Genomic DNA, 25,568 nt, shown 5'->3' with positions numbered 1-25,568 from the left:
CCCGTGTCGCCACCCTTTTTGTGCCGTCCGGCCGAACGCTCTCCCATGTTTGGAGGCGGCGGCATGAATCCGCGGAAGATGAAACAGATGATGAAACAGATGGGGATCGACGTCGAGGAGATCGACGCCGAGCGGGTCGTCATCGAGACGGCCGACGGCGACGACCTCGTCTTCGACGGCGCCGACGTGACCAAGATGGACGCGCAGGGTCAGGAGACCTACCAGATCGTCGGTTCGCCCGACGAGGTCGCCGACGCCGGCGGGACCCCCTCGGCGGTCGAGGGCGACTCGGGCGCGGCGGCGATCGAGGACGAGGCGGCCGACGACGGCGACGGGACGGCCGACGCGATCCCCGACGAGGACGTGGCGCTGGTCGCCGAGCGCGCCGGCGTCCCGCAGTCGACGGCCCGCGAGGCCCTCGAAGACGCGGACGGCGACCTCGCGGCCGCCATCGCGGCCCTGGAGTGACTGATCGGGCGTGACGGACGCCGCGTACCTGCTGGTTCGCGACGACCGGGAGTACCTGCTGGAGCCGGGCGAGGAGTTCGGCACCGACCTCGGCGTGCTCGACGTCCCCGAGGACGTCGAGGGCGGCGACACCGTCGAGACGCATCTCGGCACCGCCTTCGCGGTCCGCGAGCTCCGCGGGCCGGACCTGTTCAACCACCTCGAACGCACCGGCGCCCCGATGATGCCCCGCGACGTGGGGCTCGTGATGGGCCACACCGGCGCGTCCGGCGGCGACCGCGTCCTCGACGCCGGCACCGGGACGGGGATCCTCGCGGCGTACCTCGGGCGGGCGGGCGCCGACGTGACGACCTACGAGGTCGACGCCGAGTTCGCCGACGTCGCCCGCGCCAACATGGCGACCGCGGGGGTCGCCGACCGCGTCGAGGTCCGGACCGGCGACCTCACCGAGGAGCTCGACGCGCTCGCCGAGGGCGAGCCGTTCGACGCCCTCACGCTCGACACCGGCGACGCGCCGACTGTCGTCGAGCGCGCCGACGAGCTGCTCGTCTCCGGGGGCTGTCTCGCGGTCTACTCCCCGTTCGTCGAGGGGACGCGCGAGGCGGTCCTCGCGGCCCGCGAGGCCGGCCTCGACGGGATCGAGACGCTGGAGACGATCCAGCGCGAGATGGAGTTCTCGGAGCGCGGCTCCCGCCCCTCGACCGCCGGCGTCGGCCACACCGGGTACCTCGTCCTCGCGCGGGCGCCCTGAGCCGGCGCAACGTTCTTTCCGGTTCCGCCGCCACGGAGCGTATGGCTCCCCCGGGAGGCGGGAACGGCGACGCATCCACCGACGAGCCCTCCGAGGTCGCCGCCGCGGTCGACGAGTACGACGAGGGGCTCTCGTCCGCGTTGGAGTCGGCCCTCGCGGGCCGGTCCGGCGTCGTCGCCGTCGGCGTCCCCCTCGGACTGCTCCCGCCGGTCCTCGCCGCTCGTCGGCGGACCGACGACGACGAACCCTGGCGGATCGCCTGTCGTCCCGGGGCCGTCGACGCGCTCGGCCGGGCGGTCGTCCTCGGCACCGCCGTCGCCGAGGCGGTCGCAGCCGGGGAGTTCGAGCTCCGGACGCTCGCCGACGACGCGGGGCGAGGCGGCGCGGCCGACACCGAGACCGCGGGTCGCCCGCTCGCGTTCGCGACGCCCGATCGGGTCGACGCGGTCGCGGGCCCGGGATCGGCCCGAACGCTCGTCTCCGAGACGAGCGGTGAGACCGCCTCGGCGGCGTTCGGCGCGGCGGCGGCGCGGTTCGACGCGGCGACGCCCGCGACCGTCGGCATGCCCCCGCGCACCCGCCTGCTGGACGCGGCGCGCGAGACCCTCGACGACCGGTTCGCGGACGACGTGGCCGCGATCTTCGACGCGCTCGACCACGGGGCGGTCGGGCGGACCGGGACCGTCACCGACCGGACCCTGCTGGTCGCGCTCGCCGCGCGCCACGACCACCTGTTCCGAGACCTCCGGCAGTGGGTCGACGGCGGCGGGAACCGGGGCGACGGGAATGAGGGCGACGCGGCGGACCGCGGCGCGGAGGACCGCGTCGCGTCCGGAGAGGACCGGGTCGCGGCTGGGAAGGACCGCGTCGCGTCCGGAGAGGACCGGGTCGCGGCTGGGGAGGACCGCGTCGCGGTCGCGCCCGGACAGGAGCTCACGGCCGACCGGCGCGCGCTCGTCGAGCGCGAGCTGATCGAGTCGATCAGGGTCCCCACCGGACCGGGGCGGCCGCTACTCCGGCTCAGGGCGGTCGACGAGGCGCTCCTCCGGGCCGAGCCGACGGAGGTGCTCAGCGTGCTCCGCGGGCGGTTCGCGCTCCCGCTCGACGGGAACGGGACGCCCCGCTCCGGTGCGGGCGGCGCGGGGCGTCGACCGGTGTGGGACCGCAAGTAGCGGTCGGCCGTCGCTCCGCTCCCGCCGAGCGCGCCGCCGGGCGCCAACGTGACAAGAACTAACTCCCGGCGGCGCCCCCGAACGGGTATGCCGAACTTCTCCGAGAGGGTCGAGCGGATCTCCATCAGCGGGATCCGCGAGGTGTTCGAGGCGGCCGGCGACGACGCGATCAACCTCGGGCTGGGACAGCCCGACTTCCCGACGCCGGAGCACGCGCGCCGGGCGGCCGTCGACGCGATAGAGGACGGGAAGGCCGACGCCTACACCGAGAACAAGGGGATCCGGTCGCTCCGGGAGGCGATCGCGGCGAAGCACCGGGCGGACCAGGGGGTCGACCTCGACCCCGCGAACGTGATCGCCACCGCGGGCGGGAGCGAGGCGCTCCACGTCGCGCTGGAGGCGCACGTGGACGAGGGCGACGAGGTCGTGATCCCGGACCCGGGGTTCGTCTCCTACGACGCGCTCACGAAGCTCGCGGGCGGCGAGCCCGTGCCCGCGCCGCTGCGCGACGACCTCACGATCGACCCGGCCGCGATCGAGGACGCCATCACGGACGACACCGCGGCGTTCGTGGTGAACTCGCCCGGCAACCCCACCGGCGCGGTCTCCTCCGAGGCCGACGTGCGGGAGTTCGCGCGGATCGCCGACGAGCACGACGTGCTCTGTCTCTCCGACGAGGTGTACGAGTACACGGTCTTCGACGGCGAGCACTACTCGCCGATGGAGTTCGCGGAGACGGACAGCGTCGTCGTCGTCAACTCCGCCTCGAAGCTGTTCTCGATGACGGGCTGGCGGCTCGGCTGGGTGTACGGCTCCGACGAGCGCGTCGAGCGCATGCTGCGCGTCCACCAGTACGCGCAGGCCTGCGCGTCGGCGCCGGCGCAGTACGCGGCGGAGGGCGCGCTCCGGGGCGACCGCGGGATCGTCGACGAGATGACCGCCTCCTTCGAGCGCCGCCGCGACCTCCTGCTGGAGGGGTTCGACGAGATCGGGCTCGACTGCCCCACGCCGCAGGGCGCCTTCTACGCGATGCCCCGCGTGCCCGAGGGGTTCGTCGACGAGTGCATCGACCGCGGGGTGATCGTCGTCCCGGGCGAGGCGTTCGGCGAGCACGGACGGGGCCACGCCCGGATCTCGTACGCGACCGACGAGAGCGAGCTCCGCGAGGCGCTCGACGTGATGGGCGAGGCGTACGAGGCGGTACGGTAGCGTCGGGCGCCGCCGAAAAATAACCCTAGGGCATTAGCCGGGGGCGAGAGGTTTCCGCAAGTTATACTGCGACCGACGAAGTACCGAGGGGTAATGGACCGGAACATTCAGGTCAGCCGCCTCGACCGGCGGGCCGTCGAGGACCAGGAGGTCGAGATCGTCGAGCGGAAGGGTGTCGGACACCCGGACTCGATCTGCGACGGTATCGCCGAGTCGGTGTCGCGGGCGCTCTCGCAGCTCTACTTGGACCGCGTCGGCAAGGTGCTCCACTACAACACCGACGAGACGCAGCTCGTCGCCGGCCGCGCCGCGCCGGCGTACGGCGGCGGCGAGGTCGTCGAACCGATCTACGTGCTCATCGTCGGGCGCGCCACGAAGGAGTACGAGGGCGAGCAGCTCCCGGTCGACTCGACCGCGCTGGCGGCCGCCCGCGACTACCTCGGCGAGGCGCTCCCGGAGCTGGAGTACGGCACCGACGTCGTCATCGACGCGAAGCTCGGCGAGGGCTCCGGCGACCTCCAGGACGTGTTCGGCGAGGAGACCCAGCAGGTGCCGATGGCGAACGACACCTCCTTCGGCGTCGGTCACGCGCCGCTCACCGAGACCGAGACCATCGTCCGCGAGGCCGAGCGCGCGCTCAACGGCCGGTACCACGACGACCACCCCGAGCTCGGCCCCGACGTGAAGATCATGGGCAAGCGCGAGGGCGACCGGATCGACATCACGGTCGCGGCCGCGATGGTCGACGCCTACGTCGACGGGCTGGAGGAGTACGACGACGCGGTCGCGAGCGTGCGCGAGTTCGTCACCGACCTCGCCGAGGCCCGCACCGACCGCGAGGTCGGCGTCGACGTCAACACCGCCGACGACTACGACGAGGGCTCCGTCTACCTCACCGTCACCGGCACCTCCGCCGAGCAGGGCGACGACGGCTCCGTCGGCCGCGGCAACCGCGCGAACGGCCTCATCACCCCGAACCGCCCGATGTCGATGGAGGCGACCTCCGGGAAGAACCCGGTCAACCACATCGGGAAGATCTACAACCTCCTCTCGACGCGGATCGCCGAGTCGGTCACCGACGAGGTCGACGGGATCCGCGACCTGCAGGTCCGGCTGCTCTCGCAGATCGGGCGCCCGATCGACGAGCCGCACGTCGCCGACGCGCAGCTGGTGACCGAGGAGGGCGTCGCGATCGGCGACATCGAGGCGGACGTCCTGGAGATCGTCGACCGCGAGCTGGCCGACGTCACCGACGTGACCCGCAGCGTCATCGACGGCGACGTCTCGACGTTCTGAGCCGAGGACGGCCGTGCCGTCGGTCGGCTCCTTACTCGACGCCCCGACGACCGCAACCGATTTGGGGGGCCGGCGAGTCCGGTAGCGTGTGACGCGGGTGTGTCTCCTCGGCGACCCGGACGTCGACCTCACCTACGAGCTGCTGTCCCGCGAGACCGCCCGGGACGCGCTCGCGACGTACGACATCGAGGAGCCGTACGCGAACAGCCTCGCCGTGGACACCGTGAGCCTCGGCGCCGCCGTGGCGCTGTTGAACGACCTCAACTGGTACCTCGCGCGCTTCGTCGACGAGGCGCTCGTCCGCGAGCCGTCGATTTCGACCGACGAGTGGCTCTCGCGCGACCTCGCCCGCGAGGTGCGCGACGGCGCGGTCCCGCCCGAGGAGACCGACCAGCGCCTGAAGGTGTTCGGGCTCGTCGACGAGCGGCCGGTCGAGCCGCTGTACGTCCGGCGGACGCAGGGCGAGACGCCCGAGTACGACCTCCGCGACGTCGACGAGACGGTGATCGTCCGGGTGAGCGAGTCGGAATTTTCGGGATAAGTGGTGGAGGCGAGCGTTCGCTCAGCGTGGAGCGCGGTAAGCAGGTCCGAAGTCTTGACTGTTCTCGTTTATAAGTGACTGACCGAGACCTGGCGGTGAAGAGATCCGAAGCCCCAGCCGCTCGATTATAAATGCGTACTGGCGGACCCGCGGCAAACGCCTCCAAAGCCCCAGCCGTGAGGCGGGCGCACGCTCGCTGCGCGCTTCACTCGGTCGCTCACTCCGTTCGCTCCCTCGTTCCAGTGCTTGCTTCGCCTGCGCCCGCCTCACGGCTGCCCCTTTGATTCCCACCCCGCTCCACACAGCACCACAGCCTCACACCTCCCCAGCCTCGCGGTTCGCGCTCTCCGAGCGCTCACCGCGTCCCTCGCACGCGCTTCTCGCGCCCTTCGGGCGCTCGAAGGCGCGCGCCACCGCACAGATCGCTTTCGCTCCGGATACGATCCTACAAGTCGGTCCGGCGGAGACGGGGCGTATGGCACGCGTCACGGTCTGGAACGAGTACCGCCACGAGCGCGAGAGAGAGGTCGTCGCCGACGTGTACCCCGACGGGATCCACGCGGTCCTCGCCGAGGTCTTCGAGGCGGCGGGCCACGACGTCCGCACCGCCACGCTCGACGAGGGGCCGGAACACGGGCTCACCGAGGAGGTATTGGCGGATACCGACGTGCTCACGTGGTGGGGGCACGCCGCCCACGACGAGGTGCGCGACGCGGTCGTCGACCGCGTCCGCGAGCGCGTGCTCGACGGGATGGGGCTCCTCGTCCTCCACTCCGCGCACTACTCGAAGATCTTCAAGCGGCTCATGGGCACGAGCTGCTCGCTGAAGTGGCGGGAGGCGGCCGAGACGGAGCGGCTCTGGACGATCGAGCCGGGCCACCCGATCGCCGACGGGATCGGCGAGCACGTCGAGGTCGAGGAGGCGGAGATGTACGGCGAGCGCTTCGACGTTCCCGCACCGGACACCCTCGTCTTCAACTCCTGGTTCGAAGGCGGCGAGACGTTCCGCTCCGGCTGCTGTTACCGCCGCGGCAACGGGAAGGTGTTCTACTTCCGACCGGGTCATGAGACGTATCCGATATACTACAACGACGACGTTCGACGGGTGCTTCGGAACGCTGTCGAGTGGGCGGCGCCGGGCGACGGGCCGACGCCCGACTTCGGCAACGCCGACCCGATCGAGGAGATCGACACGAGCGACGATCGGACGGTCCACTGATCGGACGGCGGGCGCCCCGATGCGGGCGCTTTCGACGCGCGACCGCCCCGCTGTGTCGACGGCGACCGCCTCACGGGACCGACGAGCCGGCGGCTCGCGACTGTGGGGCGACCGCCGCTACGGCGCGGACGTTGAAAGGCGACCGCCTCGCGCGAACGCGAGACGACCGGTGATGTCGCACGCCGGCGGCCGGTCGAGTAGGCGTCCGCCGCGGCCGTATTTAAACCCTCGTTCACGTGACCGTCGGACGGGCCGCTGCGATCCCTCACTCCGGCCGATGGACTTCGCCGTCGCGCCCGTCGGCGTCCTTCCGGCGGAGCGCGGCGGCCGCGTTGTTGGCGTCGTAGCCGAAGAACACGTCCTTCGCGTACGTCTCGGCGACCTCGGTCGCGTGGATCAGGTCGTCGACGGCGACGTCGACCGCGTACAGCTCCAGGGAGAACGGGGTCTCCGGCGGCGCGCCGTGAACGTCGTAGTCGCCGCCGAGCCGCGTGCGGAAGCCGCGGGCGATGGTCTCCAGCCAGTAGGTCGTCGCGTACTCCGTGTCGTACAGGGGGACGACGAACTCGTCGACGTGCTCGGCGAGCCGGTCGAGGTCGAGCCCGGCCCGCGCCCGGAGGTGGCCCGGGTACGGGTCGGGGTACAGCGTGAGCAGCACGCGACCGGGGACCAGGTCGGCGGCGTCGGCGACGAACTCGGTGATGACGTCGGCGCGCCAGTCGGTCCAGTCGTCGCGGTCGCTCTCTGCGAACAGCCGCTCGCAGCGGTCGCACCGGCAGAACCCCTCGCGCGGGAACCCCACGTCGTCGAGCCGCACGTCGTCGCTCTCGGCGGCGCAGTCCTCGATGATCTCCAGCAGGCCCTCGCGGTACTCCGGGTGGGTCGGGCAGATGTACGCCCAGTCGAAGTAGTCGCGGTCGCGGGTCGCCGGCTCGCCGCGCCCGTCCACGGGGACGAGGTCCGGGTTCTCGGCGGCCGCGGCGTTGTCGCCGAAACACGACACCATGTTCACGGCGTTCGCGAGCGGCGCGGCCGCCCGCCCCGTGACGTCTTTCACCTCGTAGAAGCCGAGGTCGAACGGCTCCATCTCGACCTCGTCGGCGTTGCGCGTGACGACCCCGTACATACCCGTCGCTACGCGGTTGCGGGGTAAAAACGGCGGGCATCCGCCCGCGCCGAGTTCGCCGCCGGTATCGGGGTGTGCCGGGTCGACGGGGTCGCTACTCGACGGTCACCGGCTCCTTGTCGCCGGCGAACAGGAAGTACGCGAGCGCGACGAGCGACACGACTAGGACGAGCTTGACTTTCTTGCTCATGTTCGATACGTCGAGCGGCGGGCGCTAAAATCTACCGGAGCGTCGGACGCGGCGGGCGAGCGGACGAGCGAAGACCGCGAGACTCCGTGCGGATCAGACGTCGATGTGGTCGGCGATGTCGGCGCGGAGGATCGTCGAGCAGTAGTCGCAGCGGACGCCGTCGGCGACCACGTCGAACCGGGTCTCGACCGGTTCGTCGGCGTTCGTGATGCAGTTTCGGTTCGGACACGAGAGCACGCCGGTGACGGTGTCGGGGCGCGTCACCCGGTTCTTCTCGACGACCTCGAACTCCCGCACGATGTTGATCGTCGCCTCGGGCGCGATGAGCGAGAGCACGTCGACCTCGGACTGCGAGAGCTCCCGCTCTTCCACCTTCACGATGTCCTTGCGGCCGAGCCGGTCCGAGGGGACGTTCATCCCGACGGAGACGCCGAACCCCTCAGAGCCGTCGATGCCGAGGATGGCGAGCACGTTGAGCGCCTGCCCGCCCTCGACGTGGTCGATCACGGTGCCGTCGCGGATCTTCGAGACGCGGAGCTCGTGGTCGCTCATCGGTCGGCCTCCACCCCCTCGGCGGCCTCGGCGTTCTCCAGCAGCGCGTCGAGCAGCGCCATCCGCACCGGGATCCCGTTGTGCGCCTGCTCGAAGTAGCGGGCGTGCTCCGTCTCGTCGACGTCGGGCGCGATCTCGTCGACCCGCGGGAGCGGATGCATCACGGTGAGGTCGTCGGCGGCGTCGTCGAGCGTCTCGGCGTCGATCCGGTACTCGCCGGCGACGCGGTGGTACTCGTTCTCGTCGGGGAACCGCTCCTTCTGGATCCGGGTGACGTACAGCACGTCGAGCTCGCCGAGCACCGCCTCCAGGTCGGTGTGCTCGCGCACCTGCGCGCCGGTCTCGTGGAGGTCGAACCGGACCGAGCGCGGGAGCCGCAGCGACTCCGGGCTGACGAAGTGCTGGTTGGCGTCGAACTCGGTGAGCGCGGCCGCCAGCGAGTGGACCGTCCGCCCGTACTTCAGGTCGCCCATGATCCCGACGGTGAGGTCGTCGAGCCCGTGGTTCTCGCGGATCGTGTGGAGGTCGAGGAGGGTCTGTGAGGGGTGTTGCCCGGCGCCGTCGCCCGCGTTGACGACGGGGACGGAGACGTTCTCGGCGGCCAGCGTCGCGGCGCCCTCGCTCGGGTGGCGGAGGACGAGCGCGTCGGCGTAGCCCTCGATGACGCGGACGGTGTCCGAGAGCGACTCGCCCTTGGAGACCGACGAGGAGTCGACGTCGCCCATGTCGACGGTGTCCATCCCGAGGCGCTTGGCCGCGCTGTCGAAGCTCATCCGGGTGCGCGTGCTCGGCTCGAAGAAGCAGAGCGCGAGCACGCGCCCGGCGTGCCGGTCCGCGAAGGCGGCGGGCTCGTCGGCGACCTCCCGTGCCCGGTCGAGCACCGCCTCGATGTCACCCCGCGAGAGCTGCGTCGCGGTGATGAGGTGGTCCTGACGCATCGTCGGAGAAGGGGATTGGCACGGTCTTGAATCCCTCGGCTCGGCCGGCGACTCGGGTGATCACGTCCGTGGAGATCCCCGCGGTTGGCGGCTTCGAGATTCGCAGAGCGCCGGGCGCGACGGCGCGGTTCGGCCCTCGACGGTTGCCGGCATCGCTTATAAGCCAATCCGTGCCTTACCAGCGTTCATGTCCGAGAACGACCCGGCCGACCTGCTCCCGAACGACCGCGTGAAGCGGAGCGCGCTCGACGGCGACGTGACCCAGCTCCACCGCGGGAATCGGTACGGCGAGGAGGGCGACACCTTCGAGGTCGACGGCGTGACCTTCGAGCTGACCGAGGTCACCGAGCGCACCCTCGGCGACATGACCGACGCGGACGCGAAGCGCGAGGGGTCGCCGTCGCTGGAGGCGTACAAGGAGCGGATGGTGCGCGCGCACGGCGGGAGCTTCGACTGGGACGACGACGCCGACGTGGTCCGTCACCGCTTCGAGCGCGTCGACGAGTAGCGGAGTCGAGAAAAGGAGCCGAGAGGGGGGTAGCGAGCCGATTCAGTCGTCGTCCGCGGCCGCGCCGTCGGCGCCGCCCGAGTCGCCCCCGCTCTCGGCGGCGGTCGCCTCCTCGTCCTCGATGCTCGGCGGGTACTTGCCGCGGCGGAGCTTCAGGTCGGACTGCGGGCGCGCCATGCAGGTGAGCGCGTACCCCTCCGCCTCCTCGTCGGTGAGCCCGCGGGCGGCCGGCTGGGTCACCTCCCCCTCGACGATCTCGGCGGAACAGGCGAGACACATCCCGACGCGGCAGGAGTACTCCTGAGCGATCCCCGCCTCGATACAGGAGCTGAGGACCGTCTCCGTGTCGGCCACCTCGATCGTCTCGCCGGTGCCGACGAACTCGACGGTGTACTCGGTCATGGCGCGGAGTACCCGCCGACCGGTCAAAAAGGGTTCCCCTCGATCGCGTCGCCGTCGCGGGGACCGAATGGGGAGGCGAGAGCCGGTCGCCGATCGACTCGGCTCCCGCCCATCGCAACGACTAATCCCCCGCCGGACGCTTCCCGAGGTATGACCGAGAAGGCAACCGCGCGGGCCCACCCGATCCAGGGGCTCGTCAAGTACCACGGGATGCGCGACCCGGAGCTCCGGCTCCCGTACCACGACAGCATCAGCCTCTGTACCGCCCCGACCGCGACGACGACCACCGTCGAGTGGCAGCCCGACGCGAGCGAGGACGCCTACGTCATCGGCGGCGAGGAGGTCGACGGTCGCGCCGCCGAGCGCATCGACATGGTCGTCGACCACGTCCGCGAACTCGCGGGCGTCGACGCCGCGGTCCGGCTGGAGAGCGAGAACTCCTTCCCGTCGAACATCGGCTTCGGCTCCTCCTCGTCGGGGTTCGCGGCCGCCGCGCTCGCCCTCGTCGAGGCCGCGGGGCTCGACCGCTCGCTCCCCGAGGTCTCCACGGTCGCCCGCCGCGGCTCCTCCTCGGCGGCCCGCTCGGTGACGGGCGCCTACTCCCGGCTCGACGCCGGGCTCAACGACGCGGACTGCCGCTCGCATCGGCTCGACGTCGGCGTGAGCGAGGACGGGTTCGACCCCGAGGAGGACCTCCGGATCGTCGCCGCACACGTCCCCGCTTATAAAGAGACGGAGGAGGCGCACCGCGAGGCCGCGGCGAGCCACATGATGCAGGCGCGGACCGCCCACGTGCAGGACCAGCTCGTCGAGATGACCGACGCGCTCCGCGACGGCGACTTCGACCGGATCTTCGAGACCGCCGAGCACGACTCGCTCTCCCTGACGGCCACCACGATGACCGGCCCCGCGGGCTGGGTGTACTGGCAGCCCGAGACGATCGCCGTCTTCAACGCGGTGCGCGAACTCCGCGAGTCGGGCGTCCCCGTCTACTTCTCGACGGACACCGGCGCCTCGGTGTACGTGAACACGCTGGCCGACCACGCCGACGAGGTCGAGAGCCGGATCGCCGAGATCGGCGTCGACACCGACGTCTGGGAGGTCGGCGGCCCGGCGCGCGTCCTCGACGAGAGCGAGGCGCTGTTTTAAACCGAATCGGCGATGCGGTGGCGCGCGCCGGTGAGCGCCCGTCGGGCGCGAACCGCGCGTGCGAGGGAGCCCGCGGCCGCCGCTGGCGGCCGCGGCGAGGCTGGGGAGGCGTGAGGTGTGGTTGCGGTGCTATGCGGGCGGAATTCAAAGGGGCAGCCGCGAGGACGAAGCACGGCGACGTAAGGACCGCAGACCGTGAGCGAAGCGAACGGTCGAGGACCGCAGCGAGCGTGCGCCGTCCTCGCGGCTGGGGCTTTGGAGGCCTTCGTCGTCGCAGCGACGACGTGTCTCGTCACGCGAACGACGACGTGTCTCTCACCGGCTTCCAGTTATTCCTCCGGATCCTCACCGCGCGCTCGCTTGTACATCGCGAGCGCTTCCTCCCGCCGTTCCGAGTGGTCGACGATCGGGGATGGATACTCGGGCGCCGCGTTCGCGCGCTGCGTCGGCGACAGCTCGTGCCACCCGTGGATCAGGTCGGCGTCGAGTCCCCGAAGCTCGGGGACGTACTCCTTGATATACTCCGCCTCCGGGTCGTAGCGCTCCCCCTGCGTCATCGGGTTGAAGATGCGGAAGTACGGCTGCGCGTCGGTCCCGGTGGAGGCCGCCCACTGCCACCCGCCGTTGTCGTTGGCGGTGTCGTGGTCGGCCAGTCTCTCCCGGAAGTGGTCGTAGCCGTGGCGCCAGTCGGCGAGCAGGTCCTTCGTCAGGAAGGAGGCGACGATCATCCGCACGCGGTTGTGCATGAACGCCTCCTCGCGGAGCTGGCGCATCCCGGCGTCGACGATGGGGTACCCCGTCTCGCCGCGCTTCCACGCCGCGATCTCCTCGGGGTCGTCGCGCCACTCGATCCCCTCCTCGTACGCCTTGTAGTTCTCGGTGACGACCGCCGGGTTGTGGTAGAGCACCTGCGTGTAGAACTCGCGCCACGCGAGCTGCTGCTGGTACTCCTCGACCGCGGCGACGGGGCCGCCGTCGTCCTCGGCGTCGCCGTCTCCGTCGGATCCCCCGTCCCCCTCGGCCCGCGCCTCCGCCGCGGCCATCGCCTCCTCGGTCGCCTCGTACGCCTCTCGGACCCCGATCTCGCCGTACTTCAGGAAGGCCGACATCCGCGAGGTCGCCTCGCGGGCGGGGTAGTCGCGCTCGTCGTCGTACGCGAACACCGCCTCCGAGAGGAACGCGTCGAGCCGCTCGCGGGCGGCCGCCGTGCCGGCGGGACCCACGTCGGCGTCGGGCTCCGCGAACCCGAGGTCCGCCGGCGCGGGCAGGTCGCCGACGGCGACGCGGTCGGTCGCGACGCCTCCGTCGGCGAGCGCGCCGTCGTCACCCTCCAGCGTCGCCGCCAGCGCGTCGGCGTCGACGAGGTCGGTCGCCTCGGGCGTCGGCGCGGGCGGGTCGGTCTCGCGGTCGGTCCACTTCCGCCAGTAGTAGGTGTACACCGAGTACGGGTCGCCGGCGTTCGTGCGGATCGAGTCCGGGGTGTGCAACACCGCGTCGTGGTGCGCCTCGCGCTCGATTCCAGCCTCGTTGAGCGCCTTGCGGACCGCGGCGTCGCGCTCGCGAGCGAGCCCCGAGTAGTCCCGGTTCCAGACGACGCGGTCGGCGTCGAGCGCGTCGGCCAGCCCGGGGAGGACGGTCTCGGGGTCGCCGCGGGCGACGAGGAGGTCGCTGCCGCGGTCGCAGTACTCGTCCCGCAGCGCCGCGAGCCCGTCGAGCAGGCGGCGGACCCGCACGTCGCTCGCGTGCGCGAGCACGTCGTCGTCGAAGACGAAGACGCCCGCGACCGCGCTCCGGTCGGCGGCGGCCGCGAGCCCGACGTTGTCGGCGAGCCTGAGGTCCCGCCGGTGCCAGAACAGCTCCATGGGATCGCCACGGGTGCGAGGACCGTGAAACCACCGGCGACCGTCGCTTCACGGCACCGACGGCGATCGGGTCACGGACCGCCGCCGTCCGGTCGGCTCACAGCTCCGGCCTGCCGGGCACGTCCACCCGGTCGAGGAGGAAGTACCCCACGGTGAGCGCGAGGACCAGCACCGCGATCGCGAGCGCCGCGAGGACCGTCTCCTGGCCCGTACCGTAGTCCTCCAGCCGGAAGCTGATCGCGCGGCGGGCGACCGCGATGATCGACGCGCTGACGACGATCCGGAGGACGGGCTCGCCCTTGGCGTACGCGACGAGCGTCCGGTGGACCTCGACGATGATGAGGAGGAGCAGGACGCTGTCGAGCAGGTCGACGACCGCGATCGGGTCGGCGATCGCGCCGCTGACGACGAGCCCGTACAGCGACAGGAACAGGTCGAACAGGCCGATGAGGAACAGTAGGAGGAGGAAGTAGGCGGCGCCGAGCACCAGCCACTCCATCGCCACCGCGGCCGGCTCCGTCGCGTCTTCGAGGTCGACCGCCATGGGCCCACCTCGCGCGGGGACGGCAAGTCGTTTTTGCCTACCCGTCGGGGGTCAACGCCTCCAGCAGACGGACCGCGGGCGCCTTCGCGAGCGGGTCGTTGGCGTTGCCGCAGTGGGGCGACTGGACGCAGGCCGGACAGCCGCCCTCGCAGTCGCAGCCGTCGATCAGCCGCGCGGTGCGGGCCATCAGCTCCGCGATCCGCTCGTGGCCGCGGCGGGTGAGCCCGACGCCGCCGGGGTAGCCGTCGTAGACGAACACCGCGGGCGCGTCGGTGTGCGGGTGGTACGGCGTCGAGATGCCGCCCACGTCGGCGCGGTCGCAGAGCAGGTGGAACGGGAACAGCGAGATGATCCCGTGTTCGGCGGCGTGGATCCCGCCGTTGAAGGCGTACTCGCCGTCGGGCGTGTCCTCGCCGCCGTCGGTGGCGGCCTCGCCGTCCCTATCGCTCCCCTCGGCCGCGTCGCCGTCGCCGGCGCCGATCGCCCGCATCTCCGACTCCAGGTCGGCCGGCACCGGGAGGTAGAGGGCCTCCGTCCGCAGCGTCGTCTCCGGGAGGTCCAGCGTCGACTCGCCGAGCGACTCCCCGGTCTTGGCGTCCTTCCGCACGAACCCCGTAATCCGCTCCGTGACGGTCACGTCCGCGAACCGGACCGGGACGTCGGGCCGAGCGGCGAGCTCCCGCTCCGCGAGGTCCTCGTTGACGACGACGTCCTTCTCCGTGAGCGGCTGCGTGTAGTAGTCGGCCCACGAGGACTGCAGCTCGGCGACGTCGCGGCCGAGGTCCAGCTCCGTCACCTCGTAGGTGCGGCCCTGCTGGTGGTAGATCGCGCCGGGGTGCGCGTCGCGCAGGGCGTCGCCGAAGCCGAGCGAGGCCACCGTCTCGCTCCGCGAGGAGTCGATCAGGTCGATCTCGCGGTCCCCGACCGTCCGGAGGCTCACGGACTGCTGCGGACTCGACGAGCCGGCGTGGGTCCACCGCAGCCCGTCGGCGGTCTCCCGCCGGTCGAGGACCCCCTCGTCGGTCAGGTCGGCGACGACGCCGGGGAACGACTCGCCGAAGAAGCGCTCGTCGGCGGGCGAGAGCCAGCTCTCGTCGGCCGCGCAGGCGACGTGGCCGGGGAGTAGCTCGGCGTTCTCGGGGTCGCAGATCGCGTCCTCCGGCGGCGCCTCGAAGAAGTCGGCGGGGTTGGTCATCAGGTACTGGTCGAGCTGGTCCTCGCCGCCCACCATCACGACGAGGGCGGGGTCGTCGCCCCGACCGGCCCGCCCCGCGCGCTGGTACGCCGACATCCGCGTGCCGGGGTAGCCGTCGAGGATCACGGCGTCGAGCCCGCCCACGTCGACGCCGAGCTCCAGCGCGCTCGTCGACCAGACGCCGCGGAGCGCCCCCGAGTGGAGGTCGGCCTCGATCTCCCGGCGGCGCTCGTCCGTCAGGGCGGCCTGGTAGGCGCCGACCTTGGACGCGAGGTCGCGCTCGCCGCGCTCGCGGAGGTCGCTCGCGCTGTCGGTCGCGTACTGCTCCGCGGTCTGTCGCGCCCGCGTGAACGCCAGCGTCTGGGCCCCCGCGGTGACGAGGTCACAGAAGAGGCGCTTCGACTCCGTGTGGCTCGACTTCCGGCGGCCGCTGCCGCGCTCCTGCCAGTCGTCGTCGTACTCCGGCGGGTTCCACAGCACCCAGTCGCGCGGGCCCCGCCCCGACGCGTCCTCGTCGACGAGGGCGATCCCGTCCGGGTCGCGGCCGGTCACCGCCGCGGCGTGCTCGACGGGGTTGTTGATCGTCGCCGAGCAGCAGACGAACCGCGGATCCGACCCGAACCGCTCGCAGGTCCGCGCGAGCCGGCGGAGGGTCATGGCGACCTGCGAGCCGAACACGCCGCGGTAGCTGTGGACCTCGTCGATCACGACGTGCTCCAGCGACGAGAAGAACCACTCCCACAGCCGCCCGGCGTACGGCAGCAGCGCGTAGTGGAGCATGTCCGGGTTCGAGAGGAGGACGGTCGGCTCGTGGTCGCGGACCTCTCGCTTCTCGCTGCGGGAGAGCCGGCCCGTGTACGACTCGACGGAGACCCCGCTCCCGAAGCCGAGCCCGTGGGCGAGCGCCGACAGCGACTCCTCCTGGTCCGCGATCAGCGCGTTCTGGGGGCCGATGTACAGGGTCCGCCCCCCGTGGTCCATCGCGGCCTCGAAGGCGGGGACGGTGTACGCGAGCGACTTTCCGCTCGCGGTCTCGGTGGCGAGCACGACGTCGTCCCCGCCGCGGACCGCCTCGATCGCGTCGGCCTGGTGGCGGTAGAGGCGGTCGATACCGTCCTTCGAGAGCGCGTCGGCCATCCGCGGCGCGAGGTCGACGTCGGCGAACTCGGGCTCGCGGGCGGGGAGGCGGCGGTGCTCCGCGATCTGTCCCTCGTAGAACGGTCGGTCCCGCAGCCACTCGATGGCGTCCTCCACGGCTATCGGTCCCTGGGGACGCGCGGGCCTAACGGTTGCGGTGGCGGGGAGCGTCGGTGGCGGGGAGCGTCGGTGGCGGAGGGCGCCGGTGACGGGGAGCCCCGGACTCCGACTCGGACCGCTCAGTCGTCGGCCGGCGCGTGCGATCGGTCGGCTGCGGGCGACTCGCCGGCGGCCGGCGCCGCGGGCCCCTCGCGCGCGAGCGGCGGCCACCGGACCGCGGTCGCGACCGGGTCGTCGAGGTCGAGCGCCATCCGGAGGGCGTGGCGGCGCTCGACGAGCTCGAAGCCGACGTTCCGGTAGACGCGGCGCGCGACGTGGTTCCCGGCCTCGACGTGGAGTTCGAGCCCGTCCCCGCCCGCGGCGGCGGCGTTCGCGATCACGTGTCGGCAGAGCTCGGTCCCGACCCCGCGGCCCTGCGCCGTCGGGTGGACGAAGACGGCGAGCTCCGGGCGGGCCGCGTCGGTCGGGGTGTACGTCGCGTGGCCGAGGACCTCGCCGCCGCGCTCGGCGACGACGTTGCACCCGTCGGCCAGCGTCGACTCGATCCACTCCGCCCGGCGCTCCCGCGTCACCGGCGGGAGCCCCTGCGCGCGGTCGTCGCCGCCGAACCCCTCGTACATCTCGGCGAGCGCGGCGGCGTCCTCCCGGACGGCGGGTCGGACCGTCCACCGGTCGCCGGTCTCGTCCACGAACCGCGGACAGCGCGGCGGGCAGTGCGGCGTCCCTTCGCACTCGCTGCCGTTCCACCCCTCGCAGGCGGCGGGGCCGTCGTGGTCCATACGCGTCGCTCGGTCCCGGACGGAGTTATATCGTGACAGGTGGTCCCACGCGGTGGGAACGGGGAGCCGACGTCATCCGCGGAGGGCTACCGTCACCGCGGTGCCGCCGAGGTCGTTGCCGTCGACCCGGAGTTCGCCGCCGGAGGCGCGGACGATCCACCGAACGAGCCAGAGTCCCACGCCGGTGCTGTGGGTGAGCTGCGTCTCGTCCGCCCGCGTCAGCACCTCGCGCTCGTGGGTCGGGAGCCCGGGCCCGTCGTCGTCGACCGTGACCAGGGCGCCGTCCCGCTCCGCGCGGACCGTCACGCGCACCCGAGGGGACGGGGCGCAGTGCTCGGCCGCGTTCTCGAGCAGGTTATCGAGCGCGTACGGCAGTAGCTCGTGAGCGACGGCCTCGACGCCGTCGGGCGCGTCGATGTCGAACGCGGCGTCGGGGTGCGCGGCCGCGAACTCCTCGACCCGGTCGGCGACGAGCTCCGACAGCTCGAACGCCCTCCGGCCCGCCTCGTCGTCCGACGCCTGGAGCCGTTCGACGCGTCTGGCCGCGTCGCTCAGGTCGACGATTCCGGAGAGCCGCCGCTCCATCGCCTCGACGTGTGGATCGCCGTCGGGACGCTCGGCCGCGAGCGCCTCGAGGTGGCCCGTCACGACGTTCACGTCGTTTCGGATGTTATGCCGTAACACCCGGTTGAGCACGGTCAGTCGCTGCTCGCGGCGCTTCCGTTCCCCCACGTCCGTCGCGACGTACGTCGCGCCGGTGAACCCGCCGTCGCCGTCGCGGAGCGGCGCGGCCCAGTACCGGATGTCCAGCAGCGACCCGTCACGGTGAGGGTGCCGAGTCTCGACGCCGGTCAGTCGGTCGCCGCGTCGAAGCCGCGAGAGCGAGTCGCCGAAGGGACCGGTCGCGTCGCTCCCCGTCGCGACGAGGCGACCGCCGAGCGCGTCCGCCTCCGACCAGCCGAACAGCCGCTCGGCCCCGGCGTTCCAGAGCTGTACGGCGCCGTCGGCGTCGACCACGACGATGGCGATCGGAGCGACTTCGACGACCGAGACCAGCCGGTCGAAGAGGAACTCGATCGCGTCCGTGAGGACGGCGGCGCCTTCCCGGGGACCGAGCTGTTCGTTGAGCACGGCGACGAGCTCCGTGATCAGCCGCTCTATCAGTTCGTCGCGGCCCTCGGACGCGCCGGACTCGTACGCGTCCAACAGGCGCTGGCGGGCCTCCCCGTGCCCTTCGGCCTCTAACACGTCGAACAAGGCGCCGACGAGCTGTTCCTCCTGTCGCCTCATTTTAGGCGAGCCTAAAGCGCAGCCGCCTAAGTGTGTTCCGAACGCGGCGGTCGCGTCGCCGACTCACTCCCGGATCAGGACGATCCCGTCGCGGAACACCGAGTGGTTCGGGATCACGTGGTCCTCCCCGTCGGCCTCGATGTGCGTGACGAACAGGTCGACCTCCTGGACGATGCCGCGCTCGCCGGCCACCTTCACCTCGTCGCCGACGCCGTAGGGCTGCCGGAGGAGGAGGAACACCCCGGCGGCCGCGCTCGCGACGAGGTCCTTCGTGGCGAGCGCGGCGAAGAGGACGACCGCGAACGCGTACGCCGCGAGCAGCACGATCAGGGCGAGCGTCTGGACGCCGACCTGCCCGAGCGCGACGAGCGCGGCGACGTAGGCGACGCTGTACTTGACGAGCGGGGGCAACACGCCGAGCTCCGGGAGCTTGATCCCGCGGAGCCGCTCGGCGACGAGCAGCTCCGCCTTGTCGCCGACGACGACGCCGACGATCATGACGACCGCGGCGACGAAGAGGCGGGGGAGGAAGGAGGCGACCGACGACCAGAACCGGTCGAGGTAGTTGACCTCGGCGACGGTCAGGGCGACGATGACGGCGACGGCGAGGATGAAGTAGCTGGACAGCCGCGCTAAGATCCGCACGGTCGACGTGTCGAACTCCCTGACGGTGCGCTCGAAGGCGGTCCCCTCTATCGCCTCGGGCACGCCGGCCCGGGTCAGCAGCCGCCTGTTGATCACGCCGACGAGGTACGCCGCGATCAGTCCGAAGACGAGCACGAACAGGGCGAGCCACGCTCGCTCGGGGACCCTCGCGACGAGCTCCCCGAACGCGTTCGGTACCGCGGACATGGGCGATCAGTACTCCTCCGGATCGATCTCCAGGACGAGTTCGCCCGCCTTGAACGCTCGGACCAGCCCGTCCGACTCCGAGAGCACGATCGCGGTCGCGTTCGTGTCCCGGGTGATCGCGCCGCCGGCCATGTGTCGCGCGCCGAGCCCCTTCGGGATGTCGACGCCCTCCGCGCCCGGTTCGAGGTAGCGGTACGCGGAGACGATCTTCCCTGAGTCGGAGACGACGAACGCGCCGTCGAGCCGGGAGAACTCCTTTAACATTACGTTGACGATGGGGTCGCCGACGTGGACGTGCGACTTCTCGAAGGGGTTGTACGACAGCGGGCGGGACTTGTTCATCACCTTCCCGGCGTCGCCGACGACGAACAGCGCGCCCACCGGCTTCCCCTTCTGTCCCTTCCGCCCGAGCTCGATCGCGACCTCGAAGACGTCGCGGATCACGCTCGGCTCGGCGCGGGAGTTGACGAACAGGTCGTAGATCCCGGTGTGGACCGTCTCGTCGACGGTGACGCGGACCACCGCGTCCGACCCCCCGTCGAAGACGCTCGCGATGCAGACGACCTCGTCGCCCTCGGCGACCAGGTCGGCGTCCATCGCGCCCTCGATCCCGAACCGGATCCGGTCTTTCACGTTGTCGAACGGGAGGGGGAGCTCGACGAACACGTCGGCGTCGACGTCGTTGTCGGGGGCGACGACGACGATCTCCGCCTCGTCGTCCTCGAACCGGTCGTGGAAGGAGCTCGTCGGCGAGAACAGCAGGGCGGCGTCCGCGTCCTCGACGAGGTCGGACAGGTGGTCGGTGAGCGAGGCCATTGTCCGAACTGACTCTCGGCCGACGTATAGTCGTTGCGTCGGCGTCGTGCGGGCGTCCGACGCGCTTCTCGGACGCGACGGAACGAAGCGCGAAACGACCGGCCGCCGAGGGGCGCTCCCGCGGCGATAGCGACGGAAGACATATCCCGATACCGCCGGGAGCGAAGGGACATGGTTCAGCCCTCCCGAAAGCGGGTTCGTCTCTCCCGGAGACGGATCCTGTCGTCCCTCTGTGCGACCGGTGGCGTCCTCCTCGCCGGCTGTGTGAACGAGCCCGACGCATCGAACGAGACGGACGGTGGCGACGCGACGGCGGGGGACGGCGGTCAGACGACGCCGCCCGACTCCACCCAGTCGGTTCCGGAGCTCCCCGAGGACACCGCCTCGGACGCGTGCCCGTCGTTCGAGAGCGCCGAGCGGGTCGTCTGCTACGAGGCGGTCGATCCCGAGGCGACGCCGATAGTGCTCGCTCCGGAGAGCCGGTCGGTCCGGTCGGACCGATCGACCGGGTTCACGCTCCGAAATCGAAGCGAACAGCGGTTCGAGACCAACTTCTATCACTGGCAACTGTACAAGCGCGCGGACGGCGACTGGTACTACATCGCGCCGCAGTCGTGGCCGGAGCCGCTGACACCGTTGGCGGCCGGCGACGAACACACGTGGACTGTAACGGTCGCGAACGGTCGCGTGGGCGACGGGGACTCGGTCGAGCCCGTAGAGGGGACGGAATCGCTCACGCTCGCCGGCCTCGGCGGCGGGCATTACGCGTTCGGGGCCGACGGATGGTTCGCGGCCGGCTCCTACGAGGATCCCATCGCGCTCGCGGCGGGGTTCGAGCTGGAGGCCGACCCGTTGCAGTTGAGGCCGACCGCGGCGATCGCGGAGACGGAGCGGGACGGCGAGACGCTCGTCGCGCGGTCGACGCGCGGCGAACCGGACGGCGACGGCGACCGACCGGACGCGTTCGTCCTCGAACGCGTCGACGGCTCCGAGACCGACGCCGAACGAGTCATCGTCGAACAGGTTGTTCGGAACGACCAGTTGCGCGACGCGATCGCGCTGAGCCGGGAACGCGACGCCGACCGGGTCCGGCTGGAGGAGTTCAGCAACTCGATCCCGCCGTTCGGGCTCGACGACGCTCGCACGTACGAATTCCGAGACGAACGCTACCGGGTGACGACGAGGGCGGGTGACGACGGGGGCGGGTGAAGCGCCGTGCGGCAACTTCCCGCGCGACTTTTCCCGCCGAGACGACTACCCGGACCCACATGGCGACCCGCGACGCGCTCTGGGCCTACCGCGACGAGTTCGGCGACGCCTTCGGACGCACCTACTTCCGGCGGTTCGGCCCCGGAGTGGCCTCCAGCGTCGGGATCGGCACCTACCTCGGCGACCCGACCGCCGCCGTCGACGACGCCTACCGCGAGGCGATCGGGCTCGCGCTCCGGTCCGGCGTGAACCACGTCGACACCGCGGTCAACTACCGCTGCGGGCGGGCCGAGCGCGTCGTCGGCGAGGCGGTCCGCGACTCGCCGGTCGACCGCGACGCCGTCGTGGTGGCGACGAAGGGGGGGTTCCTCCCGTTCGACGGCGAGCGCCCCGGCGACCCCGCGGCGTACGTCCGCGACCGCTTCCTCGCGACCGGGATCGTCGACGCCGAGGAGCTCGCGAACGGCGCCCACGCGATCGCGCCCGGCTACCTGGAGTGGTCGCTCGACCGTTCGCTCGACCGGCTCGGGCTCGACGCGGTCGACTGCTTCTACGTGCACAACCCGGAGACCCAGCTCGCGGCCCGCTCCCGCGAGGCGGTGTACGACCGGTTGGAAGCCGCCTTCGAGGCGCTGGAGCGCCGACGCGTCGCCGGCGACCTCGGGGCCTACGGCGTCGCCACGTGGGACGCCTTCCGCGTCCCCGAGGGCGGCGACCGGTACCTCTCGCTCGCCGAGGTCCTCGCGCGGGCCGAGGCCGCGGGCGAGGCGGTCGCCCCCGACGACGGCCACGGGTTCGAGGCGATACAGCTCCCGTTCAACGTCGCGATGGCGGACGCGTTCACGCGGCGGAACCACCGCCCGCCGGACGCCGACCCGGGGGCCGACGCCGACCCGATCTCGGCCCTCGAATTCGCCCACGAGGCCGGGCTCTCCGCGGTGACGAGCGCGAGCATCGGTCAGGGCGAACTCGCGCGAGAGGGCGCGATCCCCGCCGATATCGACGCGACCCTCGCGGGCGAGACGCCGGCCCAGCGCGCGCTCAACTTCGCGCGGAGCGCGCCGGGCGTCACCGCCTCGCTCGTCGGGGCGAGCGACCCGGACCACGTCCGCGAGAACGTCGCCGCCGGCACCTTCGACCCGCTCGGCGCGTCGGCGTTCGACGCCGTCTTCGAGTGAGCGCGCCGCTCCGCGGACGCGAACGAGGAGGGGGAAAACGAGTCGGAGGAGGACGGGCGGGGACGCGTCGGGACCGAGACGGTGCTCGTCGGGCGCCGGCGACGGCGGCGCGTCGGCCTAGCGAAGCTCCTTGTAGGTCGCCTCGCACTCGGGACACACCCGGACCGAGAACACCTCGTCGGGGTCGTTCTGCTTTTTCAACACCTGCTCGCACTCGGCGCAGTTCAGGCGCTCGTACGTGTCTTTAAACAGGTCGCCGTCGCGGAGCCCCTTGCGCGTCGATTTCATGTGTTCGGCTTGATCGCGTGTGGGTATAAAAACCTCGTACGACGCGAGTCGGACGAGAGGGGGATCCCCGCCTCGCGGTGAAGCGCGCCGGGCGTCGGCGGTGTGATGCGCCGGATGTCGGCGGTGCGACGGGCCGGACGTCGGCGGTGCGACGAGCCGGGCGCCCCGGGGCGCCTCGCTTTCGCAACGCTTGTCTCCGGGCGCCGTGAAGCCCGCCCGTGTCACGGACCCGGCTGTTCGGCTCGCTGTGTGCCCTCGTCTTCCTCGTCAACTTCGCGCGCGTCGTGTTCGCGCCGCTCGTGGGCGAGTTCATCGCCGAGTTCGCGATCGGCGAGGGGACCGCGGGGCTCATCGTCACGCTCGCCTGGCTCGGCTCAGCCGCCCCGCGGCTCCCGGCCGGGTGGGCGCTCACCCGGTTCCCCCGGCGGCTCGTGATCGCGGTCTCCGGGGGAATGTTGACGCTCGGCGCGCTCGGCGTCGCGCTCGCGCCGGGCGTGCCGACGCTGACGGCGGCCGCGTTCGCGATCGGCCTGGCCTCCGGCGTCTACTTCGTCGCCGCCAACCCGTTCGTCTCCGAGCTGTTCCCGGAGCGGGTCGGGCGCGCGATGGGGATCCACGGGACCGCGAGTCAGCTGGCCGCGGTCGCCGCCGCGCCGGTCGTCACGGTCGCGCTGTGGTACGACTGGCGGCTCGCCTTCCACGGGCTCGCGGTCGTCGCGGCCGCGACCACGGTCGCCTTCGTCGCGCTCGCCTCGCGGACCGACCTCCCCGACGCCGGGGCGGGCGACACCGACTTCCTCGGCGGCGCGCGCTCCGAGTGGAAGCTCATCCTGACGGCCGTCGTCCTGATGGGGCTCACCGGGTTCGTCTGGCAGGGCCTGTTCAATTTCTACGAGCTGTACATGGTCGACAAGGCGCTCGCGCCGGCGACCGCGCGGAACCTCCTGACGGTGATCTTCGCCGCGGGCGTCCCCGCCTTCCTCGTCTCCGGCTACCTCGCCGACCGGCTCCCGCACGTCCCGTACCTGCTCGGGATCGTCTCCGCGTTCGTCGGGGGCGTCGTCCTCGTCGTCGTCTCGGGGGGGCTCGCGACCGTCGTCGCCGCCAGCGTCGCCGTCGGCTTCGCGATCCACATGCTGTTTCCCGCGATGGACACCTACCTGCTCGCGTCGCTGCCGGACGAGTCCCGCGCGTCGGCGTACGCCGTCTACTCCGCCGGGATGATGTCGACGCAGGCGGCCGGCTCGTGGGCCGTCGGCGAGGCGGTCGAGGCCGGGGTCGCCTACGACGCCGTCTTCCTCGCGCTCGCCGGGGGGCTCGGGGCCGTCGTCGTCGCCTACGCCGTCCTGGAGCGCGCGGGTCGCGTCCCGGGCGGCGCGGCGGGCGCGGAGCCGACGGCGTGAGCGCCGCGGTCGGCGACGAGGGCGCGTCCGCGGCCGACGGGTCCCCGCGGTCGACGGCCTCGCGCCCGCCGTCCCCCGTCGGCACGGACCGCGGGTATCGCACCTATTTAGGTCGTCCCGCCCGTGTACGGTGATAATGGAGTACGTCCAAGAGCGCGTGACGACGCTGCACGCGTTGACCGACCACCGGCCGGCCGCCCCCACCGGCCGGGCGGCGGTCGTGGTGCCGATGACCGAGCGGGAGTACGGCACGCTCGCGGCCGAGCGCGTCCTCTCGGCGCTGGAAACGGTTGACCCCGCCCGCGTGATCGTCCCCCTGCGAGCCTCGGCGGAGCGGGCCGGTCCCTTCGCCCGGTGGCTGGCCGGCTTCGACGTCGACGTGGAGACGCTCTGGTGCGGCGGCCCGCGGCTCGCCGAGCTGCTCGCCGACCGCGGCCTCGACGGCGACCGGGGCAAGGGACGGGACGTGTGGCTCGGCCTCGGCCGCGCCCTGGACGAGGAGTACGTCGTCGTCCACGACGCCGACACGAAGACGTACTCGCCCGCGTTCGTCGAGCGCCTGCTGTTCCCGGTCGCGAACGGGCACGCGTTCTCGAAGGGGTACTACGCCCGCGTCGAGGACGGCGCGCTGTACGGCCGGCTGTTCCGGCTGTTCTTCCGGCCGCTCGTCCGCGCGCTCGCCGACGCGACCGAGCGCCGCGAGGCGGGCGTGATCGAGTACCTCGACGCGTTCCGGTACGCGCTCGCCGGCGAGTTCGCGGCGACGACCGAGCTCGTCTCGAAGCTTCGCGTCCAGCGCGGCTGGGGGCTTGAGGTCGGCACGCTCGGCGAGGCGTTCGCGCACGCCGGCTTCGAGGGGAGCGCGCAGGTCGACCTCGGCCGCTACGAGCACGACCACCGCTCCGTCGACGGCCCGACCGGCCTCGCGGACATGAGCCGGGCGGTCGGCGAGGCGACCCTCCGCGCGGTCGAGGACGGCGGCGTCGCCGTCGACTACGACGGGCTCGCCGACCGCTACCGCGAGGCGGCCGAGCGGCTGATCGACGGCTACGAGACCGACGCCGCGTTCAACGGGCTCGACTACGACCGCGAGGACGAGCGCTCGCAGGTCGCGACGTACGCCGGCGCCCTGGGCGAGCCGGGCCCGGACGCCCGCCTCCCGGCGTGGCGCGACGCGCCGGTCACGCCCGCCGAGGTCGCGGCCGCGGCCCGGGCGGACCTCGCGGACGCGGCCGGCGAAGCGACGGACGCGGGGGGCGACGAAACGACCCGGACCGGCGCCGCGCTCGGCGACGCCGACGTCCGCGGGAACGGCCACCGGGCGCCGGCCGATCCGCCCTCCGACCCCGCGCCGGGGGAGGAGTGACCGATGGC

Annotated in this window: 25 protein-coding genes; 13 read left to right on the top strand and 12 right to left on the bottom strand. The window is 72.1% G+C overall.

The features are described from left to right. The first annotated feature begins 45 nt into the window (after positions 1-45). The 7 genes from NO900_RS09770 to NO900_RS09740 all read left to right on the top strand — a co-directional run bounded on the left by NO900_RS09770 (position 46) and on the right by NO900_RS09740 (position 6,656). The gene (locus NO900_RS09770) at positions 46-468 is read left to right on the top strand and encodes a nascent polypeptide-associated complex protein (RefSeq protein WP_256409039.1); all 423 of its coding nucleotides are present in this window, start codon (positions 46-48) and stop codon (positions 466-468) included. Between the two features lie 10 nt (positions 469-478). Next, positions 479-1,219, top strand: a complete 741-nt coding sequence (locus NO900_RS09765) for a methyltransferase domain-containing protein (protein ID WP_256409038.1) — start codon at positions 479-481, stop codon at positions 1,217-1,219. Between the two features lie 41 nt (positions 1,220-1,260). Next, on the top strand, positions 1,261-2,391 hold the full coding sequence (locus NO900_RS09760; protein ID WP_256409037.1) for a transcriptional regulator TbsP domain-containing protein: 1,131 nt from the start codon (positions 1,261-1,263) through the stop codon (positions 2,389-2,391). A gap of 87 nt (positions 2,392-2,478) precedes the next feature. Then, a complete protein-coding gene (locus NO900_RS09755; RefSeq protein WP_256409036.1) occupies positions 2,479-3,600 on the top strand; it encodes a pyridoxal phosphate-dependent aminotransferase in 1,122 nt (373 codons plus the stop codon). 93 nt (positions 3,601-3,693) lie between these two features. Further along, entirely contained in the window at positions 3,694-4,896 is a 1,203-nt protein-coding gene (locus tag NO900_RS09750) for a methionine adenosyltransferase (protein ID WP_256409035.1), read from the top strand. An 88-nt stretch (positions 4,897-4,984) separates the two neighbouring features. Continuing rightward, on the top strand, positions 4,985-5,437 hold the full coding sequence (locus NO900_RS09745; protein WP_256409034.1) for a DUF5804 family protein: 453 nt from the start codon (positions 4,985-4,987) through the stop codon (positions 5,435-5,437). Between the two features lie 475 nt (positions 5,438-5,912). Further along, positions 5,913-6,656, top strand: a complete 744-nt coding sequence (locus NO900_RS09740; RefSeq protein ID WP_256409033.1) for a ThuA domain-containing protein — start codon at positions 5,913-5,915, stop codon at positions 6,654-6,656. Positions 6,657-6,921: 265 nt separating this feature from the next. Here the strand turns inward: NO900_RS09740 and NO900_RS09735 are convergent, their stop codons facing one another. The 3 genes from NO900_RS09735 to pyrB all read right to left on the bottom strand — a co-directional run bounded on the left by NO900_RS09735 (position 6,922) and on the right by pyrB (position 9,462). Further along, positions 6,922-7,782: a family 10 glycosylhydrolase gene (locus NO900_RS09735; RefSeq protein WP_256409032.1), complete on the bottom strand. Its 861-nt coding sequence runs from the start codon at positions 7,780-7,782 to the stop codon at positions 6,922-6,924. A 283-nt stretch (positions 7,783-8,065) separates the two neighbouring features. Continuing rightward, the gene (gene pyrI, locus NO900_RS09730; RefSeq protein WP_256409031.1) at positions 8,066-8,524 is read right to left on the bottom strand and encodes an aspartate carbamoyltransferase regulatory subunit; all 459 of its coding nucleotides are present in this window, start codon (positions 8,522-8,524) and stop codon (positions 8,066-8,068) included. After that, positions 8,521-9,462 carry an aspartate carbamoyltransferase gene (gene pyrB, locus NO900_RS09725; RefSeq protein WP_256409030.1) on the bottom strand — a complete coding sequence of 314 codons (942 nt, stop codon included), beginning with the start codon at positions 9,460-9,462 and terminating at the stop codon, positions 8,521-8,523. Before pyrB ends, pyrI begins: the two co-directional genes overlap by 4 nt. Positions 9,463-9,649: 187 nt before the next feature. Between pyrB and NO900_RS09720 the strand changes: the two genes are divergently transcribed. Next, on the top strand, positions 9,650-9,970 hold the full coding sequence (locus NO900_RS09720; RefSeq protein ID WP_256409029.1) for an ASCH domain-containing protein: 321 nt from the start codon (positions 9,650-9,652) through the stop codon (positions 9,968-9,970). A gap of 42 nt (positions 9,971-10,012) precedes the next feature. On the opposite strand, the gene NO900_RS09715 is transcribed toward NO900_RS09720, so the two are convergent. After that, positions 10,013-10,372 carry a 2Fe-2S iron-sulfur cluster-binding protein gene (locus NO900_RS09715; RefSeq protein WP_256409028.1) on the bottom strand — a complete coding sequence of 120 codons (360 nt, stop codon included), beginning with the start codon at positions 10,370-10,372 and terminating at the stop codon, positions 10,013-10,015. Positions 10,373-10,522: 150 nt separating this feature from the next. On the opposite strand from NO900_RS09715, the gene mvaD reads away from it, so the two are divergent. Further along, on the top strand, positions 10,523-11,521 hold the full coding sequence (mvaD, locus tag NO900_RS09710; RefSeq protein WP_256409027.1) for a phosphomevalonate decarboxylase MvaD: 999 nt from the start codon (positions 10,523-10,525) through the stop codon (positions 11,519-11,521). A gap of 329 nt (positions 11,522-11,850) precedes the next feature. Here the strand turns inward: mvaD and NO900_RS09705 are convergent, their stop codons facing one another. From NO900_RS09705 to dacZ, 7 genes are all read right to left on the bottom strand, one after another. After that, a complete protein-coding gene (locus tag NO900_RS09705) occupies positions 11,851-13,383 on the bottom strand; it encodes a cryptochrome/photolyase family protein (RefSeq protein ID WP_256409026.1) in 1,533 nt (510 codons plus the stop codon). 97 nt (positions 13,384-13,480) lie between these two features. Continuing rightward, positions 13,481-13,927 (bottom strand): phosphate-starvation-inducible PsiE family protein, encoded by a 447-nt coding sequence (locus tag NO900_RS09700; protein WP_256409025.1) that lies wholly within the window; start codon positions 13,925-13,927, stop codon positions 13,481-13,483. A gap of 37 nt (positions 13,928-13,964) precedes the next feature. After that, positions 13,965-16,376, bottom strand: coding sequence for a DEAD/DEAH box helicase (locus NO900_RS09695; protein ID WP_256409024.1), 2,412 nt, complete (start codon positions 16,374-16,376; stop codon positions 13,965-13,967). A gap of 122 nt (positions 16,377-16,498) precedes the next feature. Beyond that, positions 16,499-17,158: a GNAT family N-acetyltransferase gene (locus tag NO900_RS09690; RefSeq protein WP_256409023.1), complete on the bottom strand. Its 660-nt coding sequence runs from the start codon at positions 17,156-17,158 to the stop codon at positions 16,499-16,501. A 72-nt stretch (positions 17,159-17,230) separates the two neighbouring features. Next, the gene (locus NO900_RS09685; RefSeq protein WP_256409022.1) at positions 17,231-18,448 is read right to left on the bottom strand and encodes an ATP-binding protein; all 1,218 of its coding nucleotides are present in this window, start codon (positions 18,446-18,448) and stop codon (positions 17,231-17,233) included. A 63-nt stretch (positions 18,449-18,511) separates the two neighbouring features. Next, positions 18,512-19,300, bottom strand: a complete 789-nt coding sequence (locus NO900_RS09680) for a mechanosensitive ion channel domain-containing protein (RefSeq protein ID WP_256409021.1) — start codon at positions 19,298-19,300, stop codon at positions 18,512-18,514. A 6-nt stretch (positions 19,301-19,306) separates the two neighbouring features. After that, positions 19,307-20,116 (bottom strand): diadenylate cyclase DacZ, encoded by an 810-nt coding sequence (gene dacZ, locus NO900_RS09675; protein ID WP_256409020.1) that lies wholly within the window; start codon positions 20,114-20,116, stop codon positions 19,307-19,309. A 171-nt stretch (positions 20,117-20,287) separates the two neighbouring features. On the opposite strand from dacZ, the gene NO900_RS09670 reads away from it, so the two are divergent. Continuing rightward, the gene (locus NO900_RS09670) at positions 20,288-21,325 is read left to right on the top strand and encodes a hypothetical protein (RefSeq protein ID WP_256409019.1); all 1,038 of its coding nucleotides are present in this window, start codon (positions 20,288-20,290) and stop codon (positions 21,323-21,325) included. 59 nt (positions 21,326-21,384) lie between these two features. Continuing rightward, entirely contained in the window at positions 21,385-22,503 is a 1,119-nt protein-coding gene (locus tag NO900_RS09665) for an aldo/keto reductase (RefSeq protein WP_256409018.1), read from the top strand. A gap of 117 nt (positions 22,504-22,620) precedes the next feature. Here NO900_RS09665 and NO900_RS09660 read toward each other — a convergent pair whose 3' ends face one another. Further along, on the bottom strand, positions 22,621-22,791 hold the full coding sequence (locus NO900_RS09660; RefSeq protein WP_256409017.1) for an HVO_0758 family zinc finger protein: 171 nt from the start codon (positions 22,789-22,791) through the stop codon (positions 22,621-22,623). Between the two features lie 218 nt (positions 22,792-23,009). Here NO900_RS09660 and NO900_RS09655 point away from each other — a divergent pair, with 218 nt between their 5' ends. Together NO900_RS09655 and NO900_RS09650 are read left to right on the top strand one after the other, a co-directional pair. Further along, the gene (locus NO900_RS09655; RefSeq protein WP_256409016.1) at positions 23,010-24,194 is read left to right on the top strand and encodes an MFS transporter; all 1,185 of its coding nucleotides are present in this window, start codon (positions 23,010-23,012) and stop codon (positions 24,192-24,194) included. A 136-nt stretch (positions 24,195-24,330) separates the two neighbouring features. After that, a complete protein-coding gene (locus NO900_RS09650) occupies positions 24,331-25,560 on the top strand; it encodes a glycosyltransferase family protein (RefSeq protein ID WP_256409015.1) in 1,230 nt (409 codons plus the stop codon). Positions 25,561-25,568: the final 8 nt, after the last annotated feature.

Source organism: Halorubrum rutilum, assembly GCF_024494565.1.
This window is presented reverse-complemented; position numbering and strand designations above follow the sequence as displayed.